Raw genomic sequence first — 15,491 nt, forward strand, 5'->3', positions numbered from 1 at the left:
CGCACGCAGGCCCGGCCGACGATCGATTTGCGTCCCGCCGGGCCTGATTCATTGAACGTTTTACGGCTTGCAGCAAGCGCATCGCGCACACCAGAAGCGAATACAGGATATGTCCAGGATCCATTCCACCGCATTGATTGCGCCGGGCGCGCAACTTGATTCCACGGTCGAGGTCGGCGCTTATGCCGTGATCGGCCCCGACGTGCGCATCGGCGCGGGCACCCGCATCGGCCCGCACGTGGTCATCGAAGGCCACACCACGATCGGCCAAGACAACGAGATTTTCCAGTTCGCCTCCATCGGCGCGGCGCCGCAGGACAAGAAATACGCCGGCGAGCCGACCACCATGGAGATCGGCGACCGCAACACCATCCGCGAATTCGTCACCTTCAACCGCGGCACCGCCCAGGACGCCGGCGCCACCCGCATCGGCAACGACAACTGGATCATGGCCTACGTCCACCTGGCGCACGACTGCCAGCTGGCCAACAACATCATCCTGGCCAACAACGCCACGCTGGCCGGCCACGTCCACCTGGGCGACTACGTGTTCCTGGGCGGCTTCACCACGGTGCACCAGTTCTGCCACATCGGCGCGCACGCGATGACCGCGTTCACCGCCGCCGTCAGCCAGGACGTGCCGCCGTTCGTGACCGCCGCCGGCAACCGCGCCGTGCCGGCCGGCATCAACAGCGAGGGCCTCAAGCGCCGCGGCTTCACCAGCGAGCAGATCATGGAGATCAAGCGCGCCTACAAGGCCATCTACCGCGCCGGCCTGCCGCTGGAAGAAGCCAAGCAGCAACTGGCGCAGATGGAAGCCAAGTCGGCCGATTCGGCCCAGCACATCCGCCTGATGCGCGAATTCATCGAGGCCTCGGCCCGTGGCATCATCCGCTGAACCGGCGCGCCGGCAATCCATCGCGCTGGTCGCTGGGGAGAGCTCCGGCGACCTGCTCGGCAGCCGGCTGCTGGCGGGCCTGCGCGAGCGCCTGCCCGAGGCGCGCCTGCATGGCATCGGCGGCGAGCACATGATGGCGCAAGGCTTTGCCAGCGACTGGCCGATGGACAAGCTGACCGTACGCGGCCTGTTCGAGGTGATCCCGCGCTACCGCGAGATCAAGGGCATCCAGGATGCGCTGCGCGACAAGCTGCTGGCCGAGCGCCCGGACGCGTTCGTCGGCGTCGACTACCCCGGCTTCAACCTCGGCCTGGAAGAGCAGCTGAGGAAGGCCGGCATCCCGACCATCCATTTCATCGGCCCGCAGATCTGGGCCTGGCGCGGCTGGCGCATCAGGAAGATCGCGCGCGCCGTGTCGCACATGCTGGTGATCTTCCCGTTCGAGGAGAGCATCTATCGCAATGCCGGCATCCCGGTCACCTACGTCGGCCACCCGCTGGCCGAGGTGATCCCGATGCAGCCGGATCCGGCCGCCGCCCGCGCGCGCCTTGGGCTGGCCGCCGACCGGCGCGTGGTGGCCATCCTGCCGGGCAGCCGCATGGGCGAGCTCAAGCACAACGGCGCCGACTTCCTGGCCGCCGCGCGCTTGCTCAGGCAGCGCGACCCGCAGCTGCAGTTCGTCGCGCCCATGGCCGGCGAGAAGCAGATGGCCTTCTTCGGCGAGCAGATCCGGCAAGGCCACTACGAGGACCTGGAACTCAAGCTCATCGCCGGGCAATCGCACAGCGCCATGGAAGCGGCCGACGCCGTGCTGGTGGCGTCCGGCACCGCCTCGCTGGAGGTGGCGCTGTACAAGAAGCCGATGGTGATCTCGTACAAGGTGATGTGGGCCTCGTACCAGCTCATGCGCCACATGGGCTACCAGCCGTGGATAGGCTTGCCCAATATCCTGGCGCGCGAGTTCCTGGTGCCGGAGCTGCTGCAATACGACGCCACGCCGCAGGCGCTGGCCGACGCCATGTGGCATCAGCTTGACGACCATGCCCACCAGCAGCGGCTGGTTCGCCGCTTCACCGACATGCATCACGCGCTGCTGCGCGACACCAGCCGCGAAAGCGCCAACGCCGTGTGCGAGGTGCTGGGCGCGCGCCGGAAATAAGCGGCAGCGACAGATTCAACCCAAGAGATTCAACCAAGGAAACGCACCATGCCCAAGGCGGCGCCCCAGACCCTGTCCCTGTTCGACTACGCCGGCGAGATCATCTGCGGCGTGGACGAGGCCGGCCGCGGCCCGCTGGCCGGCCCGGTGTTCGCCGCCGCGGTGATCCTCGACCCCGCGCGCCCGGTCGCCGGCCTGCGCGACTCCAAGAAGCTCTCCGAGGCCGCGCGCGACGGCCTCGCCCTGGAGATCAAGGCCAACGCGACGGCCTGGGCCATCGCCTCCTGCACCGAGCAGGAGATCGACCAGCTCAATATCCTGCAGGCCAGCATGCTGGCCATGCGGCGCGCCGTCGAAAGCCTCGCCACGCTGCCCACGCTGGCGCTGATCGACGGCAACCGCTGCCCGGTGATGAGCATCCGCTCGGAAGCCATCGTGCAGGGCGACGACAAGGTGCCGGCCATCTCGGCCGCCTCGATCCTGGCCAAGACCGCGCGCGACGCCGCGCTGATGGTGTTGCACGACAGCTATCCGCACTACGGCTTCGACCGCCACAAGGGCTATCCCACCGCCTTGCATCTGGAAATGCTGCGCCTGCATGGCGTGTCGCCGGTGCACCGCCGCTCCTACGCGCCGGTCAAGGCACTGCTGGCCGTGGGCCAGGCCTCGGCGGGGCGCGCATGAAGATCATCACCTCCAGGGACAATCCCCAGTTCAAGGACCTGAAGCAATTGGCCGGCAGCAGCCAGGCGCGTCGTCGCGCCGGACAGACGCTGCTCGACGGCGTGCACCTGGCGCAGGCCTGGCTGCAGCACCGCGGGGCGCCGCAGGCCTGCGTGGTGGCCGAGAGCGCGCTGCATCATCCCGAGGTCGCGCCCATCCTGGAACAGTGCGAACGCACTCGCGTGCCTTGCCTGGGCTTGCCCGACAACCTGTACAACACCGTCAGCCAGGTCGAGAACGGCGTCGGCCTGCTGTTGCTGGTGGCCACGCCCAAGCCGGTCGCGCCGCCGGCGCTGACCGAATCGGCCGTGCTGCTGGACGGCCTGCAGGATCCCGGCAACCTCGGCTCGGTGCTGCGCAGCGCCGCCGCCGCCGGTATCGGCCAGGTGTTCTGCTCGGCCGGCACCGCCGCCGCGTGGTCGCCCAAGGTTCTGCGCGCGGGCATGGGCGCGCATTTCGTGCTGGACATCTTCGAGAACGTCGAGCTTGAGCCGCTGTGCGCCAACAGCAGCATCCCGGTGCTGGCCACCAGCTCGCACGCGGCGCAGACCATCTACGACTGCGACCTGTCGGGCGCTGCCGCCTGGCTGTTCGGGCATGAAGGGCAGGGCGTGTCGCCGCACCTGCAGGAAGCGGCCTCGCACGAGGTGGTGATTCCGCACCTGGGCGAGATGGAGTCGCTCAACGTCGCCGCTGCGGCTGCGGTGTGCTTCTTCGAACAGGTGCGCCAGCGCATGGCGGCGGCCGGCTGAAGCGCGACGGCGGCGGCATGGCGTTCCCTCCCTCCGATCTCGCAGGCCTGGCGGATTTCTTCCGTGGCCCGTGGCGCTTTGCGCGCACCATCTGGGAGGGCGGCGCAGATCCGCAGGCCCAGGCTGAGGGCGCGTGCGAATTCAGCGACGGCGCGTCGGCGCGGCAGCTGGTGTACCGCGAGCAGGGCGCGCTGCGCATGCTCCCGGCTTCGGCCGCCAGCCGCGCCATCGCGTTCACCCGGGTGTTCGACTATCGCTTCGGCGAGGAGGACGTGGAGGTCCTGTTCGCCGATGGCGAGCGCGTCGGCCAGCCTTACCAGCGCTACGTGCTCAAGGCCAATCTGCTGGCGCCGGCGGCCGACCACATCTGCGGCCCGGATTGCTACAACGCGGCCTACACGCTTGAAGATCACGACCGCTTTACGATGGAAACCTTCATCAGCGGCCCCAGGAAGCACACCCGGGTGCTGACCGCCTACCGGCGCGGCTGAGCTCGCCCGCACAACGCAAAAGAGCCGGCGCGCGCCGGCTCTTCGCATTTGGGCCGGGAACGGCTCAGCGCGTCTCCGGCTTGATCTCCTGCAGGATGGTGGCGGCGATCTCCTCGATCGACTTGGCGGTCGACGACATCCAGCGTATGCCTTCGCGGCGCATCATCTTCTCGGCTTCGTTGATCTCGTAGCGGCAGTTTTCCAGCGCCGCGTACTTGCTGCCCGGGCGACGCTCGTTGCGCACCTCGGCCAGGCGTTCGGCGGCGATGGTCAGGCCGAAGATCTTCTTCTTGTGCGTCACCAGGCCGCTGGGCAGCTTGTCGCGCTCGAAGTCTTCCGGGATCAGCGGATAGTTGGCGGCCTTGATGCCGAACTGCATCGCCAGGTACAGGCTGGTCGGGGTCTTGCCCGAGCGCGACACGCCGACCAGGATGACGTCGGCTTCCGACAGGTTCTTGTTGGACTGGCCGTCGTCGTGCGCCAGCGAGAAATTGATCGCCTCGATGCGGTTCTTGTACTCCTGCGAGTCGGCGGTGTTGTGGCTGCGGCCGATGGTGTGGGTGGACTTCATCTCAAGTTCCTGCTCCAGCGGCTCGACGAAGGTCTGGAACAGGTCCATGTGCATGGCCTTGGCCTGGCGGATCACCGACGACAGCTCGGACTTCACCAGCGTGGAAAAGACGATGGGCAGCTTGCCGTCCACCTGGAATGCCTCGTTGATCTTGCGGGTCGCTTCGTAGGCCTTGTCGAGCGTGTCGATGAAGGGCAGGCGCACCTGCTTGAAACGCAGCTCGAACTGGCTCAGCACGGAGTGCCCGAGCGTCTCTGCGGTGATGCCGGTGCCGTCGGAGACGAAGAACACGGTACGGTTGGCGGCGATCATCGGAGCGGTGCGCGGGAGCGGCATGGGGTCGAGCATAATGTTGTCGGAAATAAATATTAAAAAAAAGTTGGTGCAATGAACAAAAATGATTACACGGGTTACAATGCCTAGCAACTAATCGAGCAGCTCATCCTGATGACCATCACCCGCCTGCGCAGTTTGGCCGAGTTTCTGTCGATGTTTGCACTGGCAAACGTCCTCGGTTCGTGCGCGCGTTTCCTGATGTCCCCGGGCTCGTCTCCGATGCCGCCACAGCTGTCGCCATCGCCCCAGAATAACAAAAATAAACAGGCGCATGCCGCACCCGCGAAGATTTCTTATCATCAAGCTAGGGGTAGTCATGTCCAACGCAGCAAATACGCAGGGGGCGGTATACGTAGCCTCCTTTGAAACTCTTCGCATGACGGACGTCGAGTCCGTCGGTGGCAAAAACGCATCGCTGGGTGAAATGATTTCCCAGCTGGCCGGCGCAGGCGTTCGCGTGCCGGGCGGTTTCGCCACGACTGCGCAAGCCTTCCGCGATTTCCTTGAGCACAGCGCCGACGGTGGCCCGACCCTGGCCGCGCGCATCGCCACGCGCCTGGAAAACCTGGATATCGACGACGTGCGCGCGCTGGCAGCCGCCGGCGCCGAGATCCGCCAGTGGATCATCGATACGCCGTTCCAGCCGCGCCTGGACCAGGAGATCCACACCTTCTATGAAAAGCTGGTGGCCGACTCCACCGGCGAGATGTCGTTCGCCGTGCGCTCCTCCGCCACCGCGGAAGACCTGCCCGACGCCTCCTTCGCCGGCCAGCAGGAGACCTTCCTCAACGTGGTCGGCATCGACAACGTGCTGGAAGCGATGAAGCACGTGTTCGCCTCGCTGTACAACGACCGCGCCATCTCCTATCGCGTGCACAAGGGCTTCACCCACGCCGAGGTCGCGCTGTCGGCCGGCGTGCAGCGCATGGTGCGCTCCGACGTCGGCGCCGCCGGCGTGATGTTCACCATCGATACCGAATCGGGCTTCAAGGACGTGGTCTTCATCACCTCCAGCTACGGCCTGGGCGAAACCGTGGTGCAGGGCGCCGTCAACCCGGACGAGTTCTACGTGCACAAGCCAATGCTGGAACTGGGCAAGCAGCCGGTGATCCGCCGCAACCTGGGCTCCAAGCTGCTCAAGATGGAATTCACCGGCGAAGCCAAGGCCGGCCGCTCGGTCAAGACTGTCGATGTGCCGGTCGAGTTGCGCAACCGTTACTCTCTGACCGACGCCGAAGTGGTGGAGCTGGCCAAGTACGCCACCATCATCGAGAAGCACTACCAGCGCCCGATGGACATCGAGTGGGGCAAGGATGGCCGCGACGGCAAGCTGTACATCCTGCAGGCCCGTCCCGAAACCGTGAAGTCGCAGCAGAAGGCGACCGACGCCCAGCAGCGCTTCAAGCTCAAGAGCTCCGGCACCGTGCTGGCCACCGGCCGCGCGATCGGCCAGAAGATCGGCGCCGGTCCGGTGCGCGTGATCAGCGACCCGGCCGAGATGGAACGCGTGCAGCCCGGCGACGTGCTGGTGGCCGACATGACCGACCCGAACTGGGAGCCGGTGATGAAGCGCGCCGCCGCGATCGTCACCAACCGCGGCGGCCGCACCTGCCACGCCGCGATCATCGCCCGTGAGCTGGGCGTGCCGGCGGTCGTCGGTTGCGGCGACGCCACCGACCTGCTCAAGGACGGCATCCTGGTGACCGTGTCCTGCGCCGAGGGCGACGAAGGCAAGATCTACGACGGCCTGCTGGAAACCGAAGTGACCGAAGTGGCGCGCGGCGAGCTGCCGGAAATCCCGCTGAAGGTCATGATGAACGTGGGCAACCCGCAGCTGGCCTTCGACTTCCAGTCGATCCCCAACGGCGGCGTCGGCCTGGCGCGCCTGGAGTTCATCATCAACAACAACATCGGCGTGCACCCCAAGGCGATCCTGGAGTACCCGAACATCGACAACGACCTGAAGAAGGCGGTCGAATCGGTGGCCCGCGGCCATGCTTCGCCCAAGGCCTTCTACGTCGACAAGCTGGCCGAAGGCATCGCCACCATCGCCGCGGCCTTCTGGCCCAAGCCGGTGATCGTGCGCCTGTCCGACTTCAAGTCGAACGAGTACAAGAAGCTGATCGGCGGTTCGCGCTACGAGCCGGACGAGGAAAACCCGATGCTGGGCTTCCGCGGCGCCGCGCGCTACCTGGCCGAGGATTTCGCCGAAGCCTTCCAGATGGAATGCCAGGCCATGAAGCGCGTGCGCGAGGACATGGGCCTGACCAACGTCGAGGTGATGGTGCCCTTCGTGCGTACCCTGGGCCAGGCGGAGAAGGTCATCGGCCTGCTCGGCAAGAACGGCCTGAAGCGCGGCGAGAACGGCCTGCGCGTCATCATGATGTGCGAAGTGCCGTCCAACGCCATCCTGGCCGAGCAGTTCCTGGAATACTTCGACGGCTTCTCGATCGGCTCCAACGACCTGACCCAGCTGACCCTGGGCCTGGACCGCGACTCCGGCATGGAGCTGCTGGCGGCCGACTTCGACGAGCGCGATCCGGCGCTGCAGGCGCTGCTGACCAAGGTCATCTCCACCTGCCGCGAGAAGGGCAAGTACGTCGGCATCTGCGGTCAGGGACCTTCGGATCACCCTGACTTCGCCGAGTGGCTGATGGAGCAGGGCATCGAGTCCATTTCGCTGAACCCGGACACGGTGATCGACACCTGGCAGCAGCTGGCCAAGAAGAAGTAATCCGGCCCGGCGGCGCGCAGGCGCCGTCCGGGGGCGAGCGTGAAGGCGCGGACAGAAATGTCCGCGCCTTTGTTTTTGGCCGATGGCATTGTGGGGTAGACTGGTGCCGCGCTTGCCGCAGGGTAAGCGGCAGGCAACCTTGAACGGGAATCGCATATGACTGATTGGGCCATCTGGTTCGTGCTGGCCGGCGCGCTGATCGTCGCCGAGCTGTTTACCGGCACCTTCTATTTGCTGATGATCGCGCTGGGCGTGGCGGCCGGCGGCATCGCCGCGCTCTCGGGCGCGCTGCTGGAATGGCAGCTGCTGGCGGCGGCGCTGGTGGGCATCTCCGCGGTGCTGCTGCTGCGCCGCAGCCGCTTCGGCCGCCTGCGCGGGAACGCCGCCAACGACGACCCCAACATCATCCTCGACATCGGCCAGAGCGTGGACGTCAGCGCCTGGCAGGAACACGGCGACCGGCATGTCGCCCGCGTGCCGTACCGCGGCGCCATGTGGGACGTGGAGCTGCAAGCCGGCCACCCCGCCGTCCCGGGCGCCTTCACCATCCGCGAGATACGCGGCAGCCGGTTGATCGTCGCGCCGCGCTGAGCGCGCCGTCCCCCATCACACTCAAGGAGAGCCTCATGCTCGGAAGCGTCACCCTGGTCATTTTCTTCATCGCCATCGTGTTCGTCGTGCAGACGGTCAAGGTGGTCCCGCAACAGCACGCCTGGGTGGTGGAGCGCCTGGGCAAGTACCACGCCACGCTCGGCCCCGGCTTGAACATCGTGGTGCCGTTCATCGACCGCGTGGCCTACAAGCACATCCTCAAGGAAATCCCGCTGGATGTGCCGCCGCAGGTCTGCATCACCAGGGACAACACCCAGCTGCAGGTGGACGGCATCCTGTATTTCCAGATCACCGACCCGATGCGTGCCTCCTACGGCTCCTCCAACTACATCGCGGCGATCACCCAGCTGGCCCAGACCACGCTGCGCTCGGTGATCGGCAAGATGGAGCTGGACAAGACCTTCGAGGAGCGCGACCACATCAACACCGCCATCGTCAGCGCCATCGACGAGTCGGCCGAGAACTGGGGCGTGAAGGTGCTGCGCTATGAGATCAAGGATCTCACGCCGCCCAAGGAGATCCTGCACGCGATGCAGGCGCAGATCACCGCCGAGCGCGAGAAGCGCGCGCTGATCGCCGCCTCCGAAGGCCGCAAGCAGGAGCAGATCAACATCGCCACCGGCGAGCGCGAAGCCGCCATCGCCAAGTCCGAAGGCGAGAAGCAGGCCTCCATCAATCGCGCCCAGGGCCAGGCTGCGGCGATCCTGGCGATCGCCGAAGCCAGCGCCGAGGCGATCCGCAAGACCGCCGCCGCAATCCAGGCGCCGGGAGGCTCCGACGCCGTGAACCTGAAGGTGGCGGAGCAATACGTGAGCGCCTTCGGCCAGCTGGCCAAGACCAACAATTCCATCATCGTGCCGGCCAACCTGTCGGACATGAGCGGCTTGATCGCCTCCGCGCTGACGGTGGTGAAGACGCAGAAATAAGCCCGCGCACGGCGGTACGACAAAGCAAACCAGGGAGAGGGAAGCACATGATGTTGAGCCATATCCGCCGCCTGCTGCCGGCGCTGCCCGTAAGGGGCGCGCTGTGCGCGGCATTCATCGCCGCCGGGGCATTGGCGCCGGCGCAGGCCCAGAGCCTGGACGAGGCGCTGGCCCAGCGGGTCGACGCGCAGATGGCGCAGCTGCTGGGCAAGTATCCGATTCCCGGCGCCAGCATCGCCGTGGCCTACAAGGGCGAATTCGTCTACCAGCGCGGCTATGGCGTGGCCGTGGTCGAGAGCAACACGCCGGCCACGCCGCAGACGTTGTATCGCATCGCCAGCATCGCCAAGCCGGTGACCGCAGTGGCGGTGCTCAAGTTGTTCGAGGACGAGCTGCCGCAGGCGCTGGAGCGCAAGGTGTTCGGCGCCGACGGCCTGCTGCCGGATGCGGCCTATCCCGAGTTCGCCAATCCGCGCGACCCGCGCGTGCTCAAGATCACCTTGCGCGACCTGCTGCAGCACACCGCCGGCTGGGGCGCCACCGACTACGATCCGCAGTACGACCTGGTCGATATCGCGCGCACCATGAACGTGAAGGCGCCGGCCTCGGCGCGCGACGTGATCGCCTTCATGCTGAAGCAGCGTTCGCTGGACGTGCCGCCGGGCACCGAATTCCATTACAGCAATTTCGGCTACAACATCCTCGGCCGCATCATCGAGCACAAGAGCGGCAAGCCCTATGAGCAGGCGGTGCAGGAGCTGGTGTTCAAGCCGGCCGGCGTGGACGACGCCATCGTCGGCGCCGACAAGCGCGTGCAGCGCGCCGCCAGCGAGGCTGCCTACTACGACGATCCGCGCTGGCCGGCGGTGCCCGACCAGGATGGCGGCGGCGCCACCGGTCCGGAATCCTATTTCGGTTTCCACCTGGCGACCATGGACGCGCACGGCGGCTGGGTCGCCAGCGCTGCCGACCTGGTGCGTTTCGCGGATGCCGCGCAAGGTACGGCCAAGACCGCGCTGCTCAAGCCGCAGACGGTGGCGCTGATGAAGCGGCGCAACGGCGCCATGCCGGACAACAACAACGGCCTGGGCTGGGTGGTGACCCGCATGGACGGCGTCAATATCCTGTCGCACAGCGGCGCGCTCACCACCGGCAGCTATGGCTACCTGCAGGCGCGCGAGGACGGCTGGTCGTGGGCGGTGCTGTTCAACCGGCTGCCGATCCCGTATCCGCCCGAGAAGGCGATGGCCGACCTGCAGGCCTTCCAGACTGCGGTGCAGCGCGGCCTGATGGCGGCCATCGTCAACAAGCCGGATCCGGCGCCGGCGAAATAAGTCATCGCCCGCCAAAGCAAACGGCCCGTCCTGCCATGCGCAGGATGGGCCGTTTTGCATGACGCGCGCCGCGCGACGCTCAGCTTTCCAGCGTCTGGCCCTTGGCCGGCTCGTCGGCCATGAAGGGCAGCGTGATATCCACCCGCAAGCCGCCGTCGCGGCGGTTGGCGGCGCGGATGAAGCCGCTGTGCGCATCGACGATGCGGCGCGCGATCGACAGGCCCAGCCCATGGCCGGAACTGTTGCTCTTGGTGCGGCTGCTGCGGAAGAACAGTTCGAAGATGCTGTTGAGCTCGTCCTCGGGCACGCCCGGGCCGCGATCCAGGATCGACAGGTGCAGCAGCTTGTTGATCTCGTCGAGCTGGGCGTGGATCTGCACCGTGCTGCCCGCTTCGGTGTGCTTGATGGCATTGCGCAGCACGTTCTCGATGGCGCGGTAGAGCAGTTCGGGATTGCCCTTGATCTGCACCCGGCAGTCGATGTGGCCTTCGATGTGCTTGCCGTTGGCGCCGGCCTCGAAGCTGGCGTCGTTGATCATGTCGGCCAGCATGGCCTGGATGGCGATCGGCTCCTCCATCGAGCCCGGCACGTTGGCTTCCAGCCGCGACAGCGTCAGCAGCTCGCCCACCAGCTTGTCCATGCGCACGCTCTCGCGCTCGATGCGCTCCAGCGTCAGGTCCAGCTTGTCCTTGTCCTGCACGCGCGCCAGGCCGATGGCCATCTGCAGTCGCGCAATGGGCGAGCGCAGTTCATGCGAGACATCGTGCAGCAGGCGGCGCTGGCTTTCCATCAGCGTGCGCAGCTTGGTGGTCATGGCGTCGAAGTCGCGACCCAGGTCGGCCAGTTCGTCGCTGCGCGAACTCATGACCGGTTCGAGCTCCATGTCCAGCTTGCCCGAGGCGGCCTGGGCGAAGGCATTCTTCAGGTGGCGGATCGGGTAGGAGAAGTACCAGGCCAGCAGCAGCGCGAACACCATGCTGGCCACCAGCGCCACGGCGATCGGCATGGTCGGGAAGAACAGCGGCTGCTGGCCGCGCTCGCGCATGTGGCGCCCTTCGCGCGGACCGGGCCCGGGCCCGCCGAATTCCTCGGAGGGGGCGGGAATGAACATCAGGTAGCTGTGGCCGTTGGCCGCCTTCACCAGTTCCACCACGCGCCGTTGCTGCTGGCGCTGTTCGGTCTTGAGCAGGGCGCGCGCTTCCTCCACCAGCTTGGGCGATACCTCGCGCCCCATCAGGTCCTTGTTTTCCTCGTCCACCGCGTACAGCTGCAGGCGGTTCTGGCGGCCTTCGTTGATCAGGCTGCGCAGCGCCTCGGCCCCGCCGAACTGCAGCGTGGCCGCGGCCGAGCGGATCATGAAGGAAGCCGGGGGACTGAGGTCGATTTCGGAGGAGCGGTTGTTGCGTTCCAGGTTCTCGATCCAGAACAGCACGCCGACGCCGAAGGTGGCGGTGATCTGGGCGATGGCGATGAAGAAGAAGAACTTCCAGAATAACCGGCCCACTTTATTCCTTGATGAATTGGTAGCCCAGTCGGTAGACGGTCTGGATGCAGCTCTTGTCGCTGCCCAGGGCGGCGATCTTCTGGCGGATGCTGGAGAGGTGGACGTCGATGTTGCGGTCGAAGCGCGCCAGCGGGCGGCCCAGGCCTTGTTCGGAGAGATGCTGCTTGCTGACCGGCTTGCCGGCATTGCGCGCCAGCACTTCGAGCAGGTTGAATTCGCTGCTGGTCAACTCCAGCGGCTTTCCGCCCCAGGTGGCGCGGCGCTGCTCGGGCCACATCGACAGCGCGCCGACGGCCAGCGGCGAGTAGGGCGATTGTTCGGTGCTTTCGGCCGAGGCGCGGCGCAGGATGGCGCGGATGCGGGCGGCGATCTCGCGCGGCGTGCAAGGCTTGGGAACATAGTCGTCGGCGCCCAGTTCGAGGCCGATGATGCGGTCGGTGTCATCGCCCTTGGCGGTCAGCATCACCACCGGCATGCTGCTCTTGGCGCGGATGCGGCGCAGGGTGTCCACGCCGTTCAGGCGCGGCATCATCACGTCCAGCACGGCGATGGCGTATTGGCCGGTCAGCGCTTCGGCGGCGCCGGCTTCACCGTCGTAGGCGACGTTGACTTCAAATTTTTCCTGCTCCAGATATTCCTTGAGCATGTCGACGAGCTCGACATCGTCGTCGATCAAAAGCACTTTAGACATTTGCTGCGTTCCATTCTTTGTTGCCCGGCATCAAGGCCTGCGGGCGTCGGCAGCCGCTAATATGCCGTAAAAGGTTTTGCAGAAGTGTTTCAGAGCGTCTTTACAATTGCATCTTTACATTCATTTACCCACGCCGGCGTGAACATTTCAAGGGGCGACGGCTCGCTTCGTTTTCGTTGCCTCGCCGAAAATATCTTGCCGGATCGCATGGCGTCTTCTTCCTTGATTTTCTCCTGACAAAACTTTACCCGGCTTTACCCGGATGGCGTGAACTTAACATGCCGCGATCGCCGATACTTCTTTCATCAAGGGGAACGCGCGCGATGCTCCCGCATCGCGCATCACACACAAGAAAAGGAGCCCGCCATGGCCATCAGCAGCGTATTGTCCAGCAATTATTCCATCGCCGATTTGTCCGGCCTGTCAGGCGTATCCAGCTATTCCAGCGCCAGCACGCGCATGGACATGCCGCCGCCGCCACCGCCCGGCGGCGGCAAGGGCGGCGGCCTGATGGGCGCATTGAAGGATGCGCTGGAGTCGCTGGGCATCGCGCTCGATGGCGCCAGCGCCGCCAGCAGCGCCACCAGCGCCTATTCGTTGAGCTCGACTTCGTCGCTCTCCACCAGCAATGTCGATTCCAAGCTGGACGCCTTCCTGCAGCAGTTGATGGCTGCGTTGCATGTGCAGGACAAGCAGCCGCCGGGGCCGCCGCCGGCCTCGTCCTCCAGCGACGACAGCGAGGGCGACACCGCCGTCAGCCAGGCTGACGGCGTCTCGTCCAGCGGATCGGCTTCGTCGACGTCATCCACGTCAACGGCATCCGCCGCCACCGCCTCTTCCTATTCGCCGGCAGGGCGTCCGCCGCCTCCGGGCGGCGGCCTGGAGGCCGATCTCAAGAGCCTGATCTCGGCGCTCTCGGGCGGCGGCGACGGCTCGTCGAATTCGTCCGCCTCGTCCAGCGCGGACGCTGGCGTCTCCTCGCTGCAAAGCGCCTTCAGCAGCCTGCTCGGCTCGCTGGGCGTGTCGTCGGACGGCGCCTCGCTGTCCGGTTTCCTGCAGTCCTTGCAAAGCAAGCTGGCCGCCGGCAAGACCACCGGCAACCTGGTCGACACCACCGCCTGATCGGGTCTTCATGCGGCGGCGGCCATGCTAAGCTGCCGGCCATGAACAATCACGACCCGGCCGCACTGGCCCGACTCATGGGACTGATGTGCGAAGCCATTGCGCTGCGCGGCGCCGGCCAATTCGCAGCCGCGCTGGCGGCGCTGGACCAGGCGCTGGCGCTGGATCCCGGTTTCATTCCCATCCACATGCAGCGGGCCGGCTTGCTGGAGGAGGGGGGCGATCACGCCGCCGCCGTCGCCGCCTACGAGGCTTGCCTGGAGGTGGCTCCCGACTTTGCCGACGCGCGCGCGGCGCATCGCCTGGCGCTGGAAAACCTGGTCGCGCAATGCGACGCGGCGCTGGCCGACGCGCCCGGGGAGTCGCTTTCCGATATCGAATTCAAGCTGGCCGGCGCGCTGTTCAAGCTGCAGCGGCTGCCGCAGGCTCTGGCCCGCATCGACCGCGCGCTGACGGCCGCCCCCGGCCATTTCCCGTCGCTGGCCTTGCGCGCCGACATCCTGCTGCGCCTGAACCGGCACGAGGAGGCGCTGGACGTCTATCAGGGACAAGCCGCCTTGAGCGACGAGCAGCGCGCGCTGGCGGTCTTCAACCGCGCCGACATCCTGCGCCAGATGGGCGCCGTCGATGAGGCGCTGGCGGGCTACGACGAGGCGCTGCGACTGCATCCCGGCTTCGCCCAGGCGCAGGTCGGCCGCGCCCACATGCTGCTCATGCGCGGCGACTACGCGCAGGGCTGGCGCCAGCATGAAGGCCGCAACGACATCGCCGAACTGGCCGGCCGGCGGTTGCGCAGCGACAGTCCGTCCTGGCGGCCGGGCGAGGATCCCGGCGGCAAGCATCTGTTACTGTGGGCCGAGCAAGGCCTGGGCGATACGCTGCAGTTCGCCCGCTACATCGGCGCGGCGGCAGCACGTGCGGCCCGCACCACCGTATGCGTGCCGCCCGGCTTGCTGCCGCTGCTGGCGCCGTCGTTTCCCGATTGCGACTTCGTGGTCGACGACAAGTCGCCGCCGCCGCACGATCTCCAACTTTCCTTGCTGAGCCTGCCGCTGCTGCTGGATCTCCCGGATCCGGGGCGGGCGCCGGCGACGCCCTATCTGCAGGCCGACGCGCAGCGCGCCGCCGCCTGGCGCGAGCGGCTCGACGCCCGCCTGGGCGCGGCGGGGCGCCGCCCGCGCATCGGTATCGCCTGGGCCGGCCGCCAGTACGCCACCATCCATTACTCGCGCGATATCCCGCTGGCGCAGTTGGCGCCGCTGTTCGACTTGCCGGCCGATTTCATCAGCCTGCAGCCCGAGATTCCGGGCGGCGACGCTGCCGCGCGGGCGGCGCTGGGCGAGCGCCTGCACGAGGTGGGCCTGGAGGATTGGGCCGATACGGCGGCCTTGATGCAGACGCTGGACCTGGTGATCAGCGTCGACACCGCCGTGGCCCACCTGGCGGGCGCGCTGGATCTGCCGGCGCTGCTGATGCTGCGCTTTGAGGGCGAATGGCGCTGGGGCCTGAACCCCGGCTCGAACGGCTGGTATCCCCGCACCAGGCTGCTGCGCCAGCAGGCGCGCGGGCAATGGGATGGGGTGGTGGCGCGGGCGGCATCGGCCGTGGCCGCGCTCATCGGGCGCGACGGCCGATAAA

Annotated in this window: 14 protein-coding genes; 11 read left to right on the forward strand and 3 right to left on the reverse strand. The window is 66.8% G+C overall.

Annotated features, from left to right (window positions below; genetic code table 11):
• Nucleotides 1-109: 109 nt before the first annotated feature.
• Genes lpxA through Herbaro_RS10515 form a run of 5 tightly spaced genes read left to right on the forward strand, consistent with a single transcriptional unit; the run spans nucleotide 110 to nucleotide 4,023 of the window.
• Nucleotides 110-898, forward strand: a complete 789-nt coding sequence (gene lpxA, locus Herbaro_RS10495) for an acyl-ACP--UDP-N-acetylglucosamine O-acyltransferase (RefSeq protein ID WP_275013762.1) — start codon at nucleotides 110-112, stop codon at nucleotides 896-898.
• Nucleotides 882-2,057 carry a lipid-A-disaccharide synthase gene (gene lpxB / locus Herbaro_RS10500; protein WP_275013763.1) on the forward strand — a complete coding sequence of 392 codons (1,176 nt, stop codon included), beginning with the start codon at nucleotides 882-884 and terminating at the stop codon, nucleotides 2,055-2,057. The genes lpxA and lpxB overlap by 17 nt, the downstream gene beginning before the upstream one ends.
• 48 nt (nucleotides 2,058-2,105) lie before the next feature.
• Nucleotides 2,106-2,741 (forward strand): ribonuclease HII, encoded by a 636-nt coding sequence (gene rnhB, locus Herbaro_RS10505; protein ID WP_275013764.1) that lies wholly within the window; start codon nucleotides 2,106-2,108, stop codon nucleotides 2,739-2,741.
• Nucleotides 2,738-3,532, forward strand: coding sequence for a TrmH family RNA methyltransferase (locus Herbaro_RS10510; RefSeq protein ID WP_275013765.1), 795 nt, complete (start codon nucleotides 2,738-2,740; stop codon nucleotides 3,530-3,532). The genes rnhB and Herbaro_RS10510 overlap by 4 nt, the downstream gene beginning before the upstream one ends.
• A 17-nt stretch (nucleotides 3,533-3,549) precedes the next feature.
• Entirely contained in the window at nucleotides 3,550-4,023 is a 474-nt protein-coding gene (locus Herbaro_RS10515; protein WP_275013766.1) for a DUF6314 family protein, read from the forward strand.
• 64 nt (nucleotides 4,024-4,087) lie between these two features.
• On the opposite strand, the gene ppsR is transcribed toward Herbaro_RS10515, so the two are convergent.
• A complete protein-coding gene (gene ppsR, locus Herbaro_RS10520) occupies nucleotides 4,088-4,942 on the reverse strand; it encodes a posphoenolpyruvate synthetase regulatory kinase/phosphorylase PpsR (protein WP_275013767.1) in 855 nt (284 codons plus the stop codon).
• 364 nt (nucleotides 4,943-5,306) lie between these two features.
• Here ppsR and ppsA point away from each other — a divergent pair, with 364 nt between their 5' ends.
• The 4 genes from ppsA (at nucleotide 5,307) to Herbaro_RS10540 (ending at nucleotide 10,536) form a co-directional block, all read left to right on the forward strand.
• Nucleotides 5,307-7,664, forward strand: coding sequence for a phosphoenolpyruvate synthase (gene ppsA / locus Herbaro_RS10525; protein ID WP_275013768.1), 2,358 nt, complete (start codon nucleotides 5,307-5,309; stop codon nucleotides 7,662-7,664).
• 156 nt (nucleotides 7,665-7,820) lie between these two features.
• Nucleotides 7,821-8,255: an NfeD family protein gene (locus Herbaro_RS10530; protein WP_275013769.1), complete on the forward strand. Its 435-nt coding sequence runs from the start codon at nucleotides 7,821-7,823 to the stop codon at nucleotides 8,253-8,255.
• Nucleotides 8,256-8,290: 35 nt separating this feature from the next.
• Nucleotides 8,291-9,202: an SPFH domain-containing protein gene (locus Herbaro_RS10535; protein ID WP_275013770.1), complete on the forward strand. Its 912-nt coding sequence runs from the start codon at nucleotides 8,291-8,293 to the stop codon at nucleotides 9,200-9,202.
• Between the two features lie 47 nt (nucleotides 9,203-9,249).
• Nucleotides 9,250-10,536, forward strand: coding sequence for a serine hydrolase domain-containing protein (locus Herbaro_RS10540; RefSeq protein ID WP_275013771.1), 1,287 nt, complete (start codon nucleotides 9,250-9,252; stop codon nucleotides 10,534-10,536).
• Between the two features lie 79 nt (nucleotides 10,537-10,615).
• On the opposite strand, the gene Herbaro_RS10545 is transcribed toward Herbaro_RS10540, so the two are convergent.
• Both Herbaro_RS10545 and Herbaro_RS10550 read right to left on the reverse strand, forming a co-directional pair.
• A complete protein-coding gene (locus Herbaro_RS10545; RefSeq protein WP_275013772.1) occupies nucleotides 10,616-12,040 on the reverse strand; it encodes an ATP-binding protein in 1,425 nt (474 codons plus the stop codon).
• 1 nt (nucleotide 12,041) lies between these two features.
• The gene (locus tag Herbaro_RS10550; protein ID WP_275013773.1) at nucleotides 12,042-12,731 is read right to left on the reverse strand and encodes a response regulator transcription factor; all 690 of its coding nucleotides are present in this window, start codon (nucleotides 12,729-12,731) and stop codon (nucleotides 12,042-12,044) included.
• Nucleotides 12,732-13,097: 366 nt separating this feature from the next.
• On the opposite strand from Herbaro_RS10550, the gene Herbaro_RS10555 reads away from it, so the two are divergent.
• On the forward strand, nucleotides 13,098-13,853 hold the full coding sequence (locus tag Herbaro_RS10555; RefSeq protein ID WP_275013774.1) for a hypothetical protein: 756 nt from the start codon (nucleotides 13,098-13,100) through the stop codon (nucleotides 13,851-13,853).
• A 41-nt stretch (nucleotides 13,854-13,894) separates the two neighbouring features.
• Nucleotides 13,895-15,490 carry a tetratricopeptide repeat-containing glycosyltransferase family protein gene (locus tag Herbaro_RS10560; protein ID WP_275013775.1) on the forward strand — a complete coding sequence of 532 codons (1,596 nt, stop codon included), beginning with the start codon at nucleotides 13,895-13,897 and terminating at the stop codon, nucleotides 15,488-15,490.
• Nucleotide 15,491: the final 1 nt, after the last annotated feature.

This window comes from Herbaspirillum sp. WKF16, from assembly GCF_028993615.1.
In the GTDB taxonomy this organism is placed as follows: domain Bacteria; phylum Pseudomonadota; class Gammaproteobacteria; order Burkholderiales; family Burkholderiaceae_D; genus Herbaspirillum.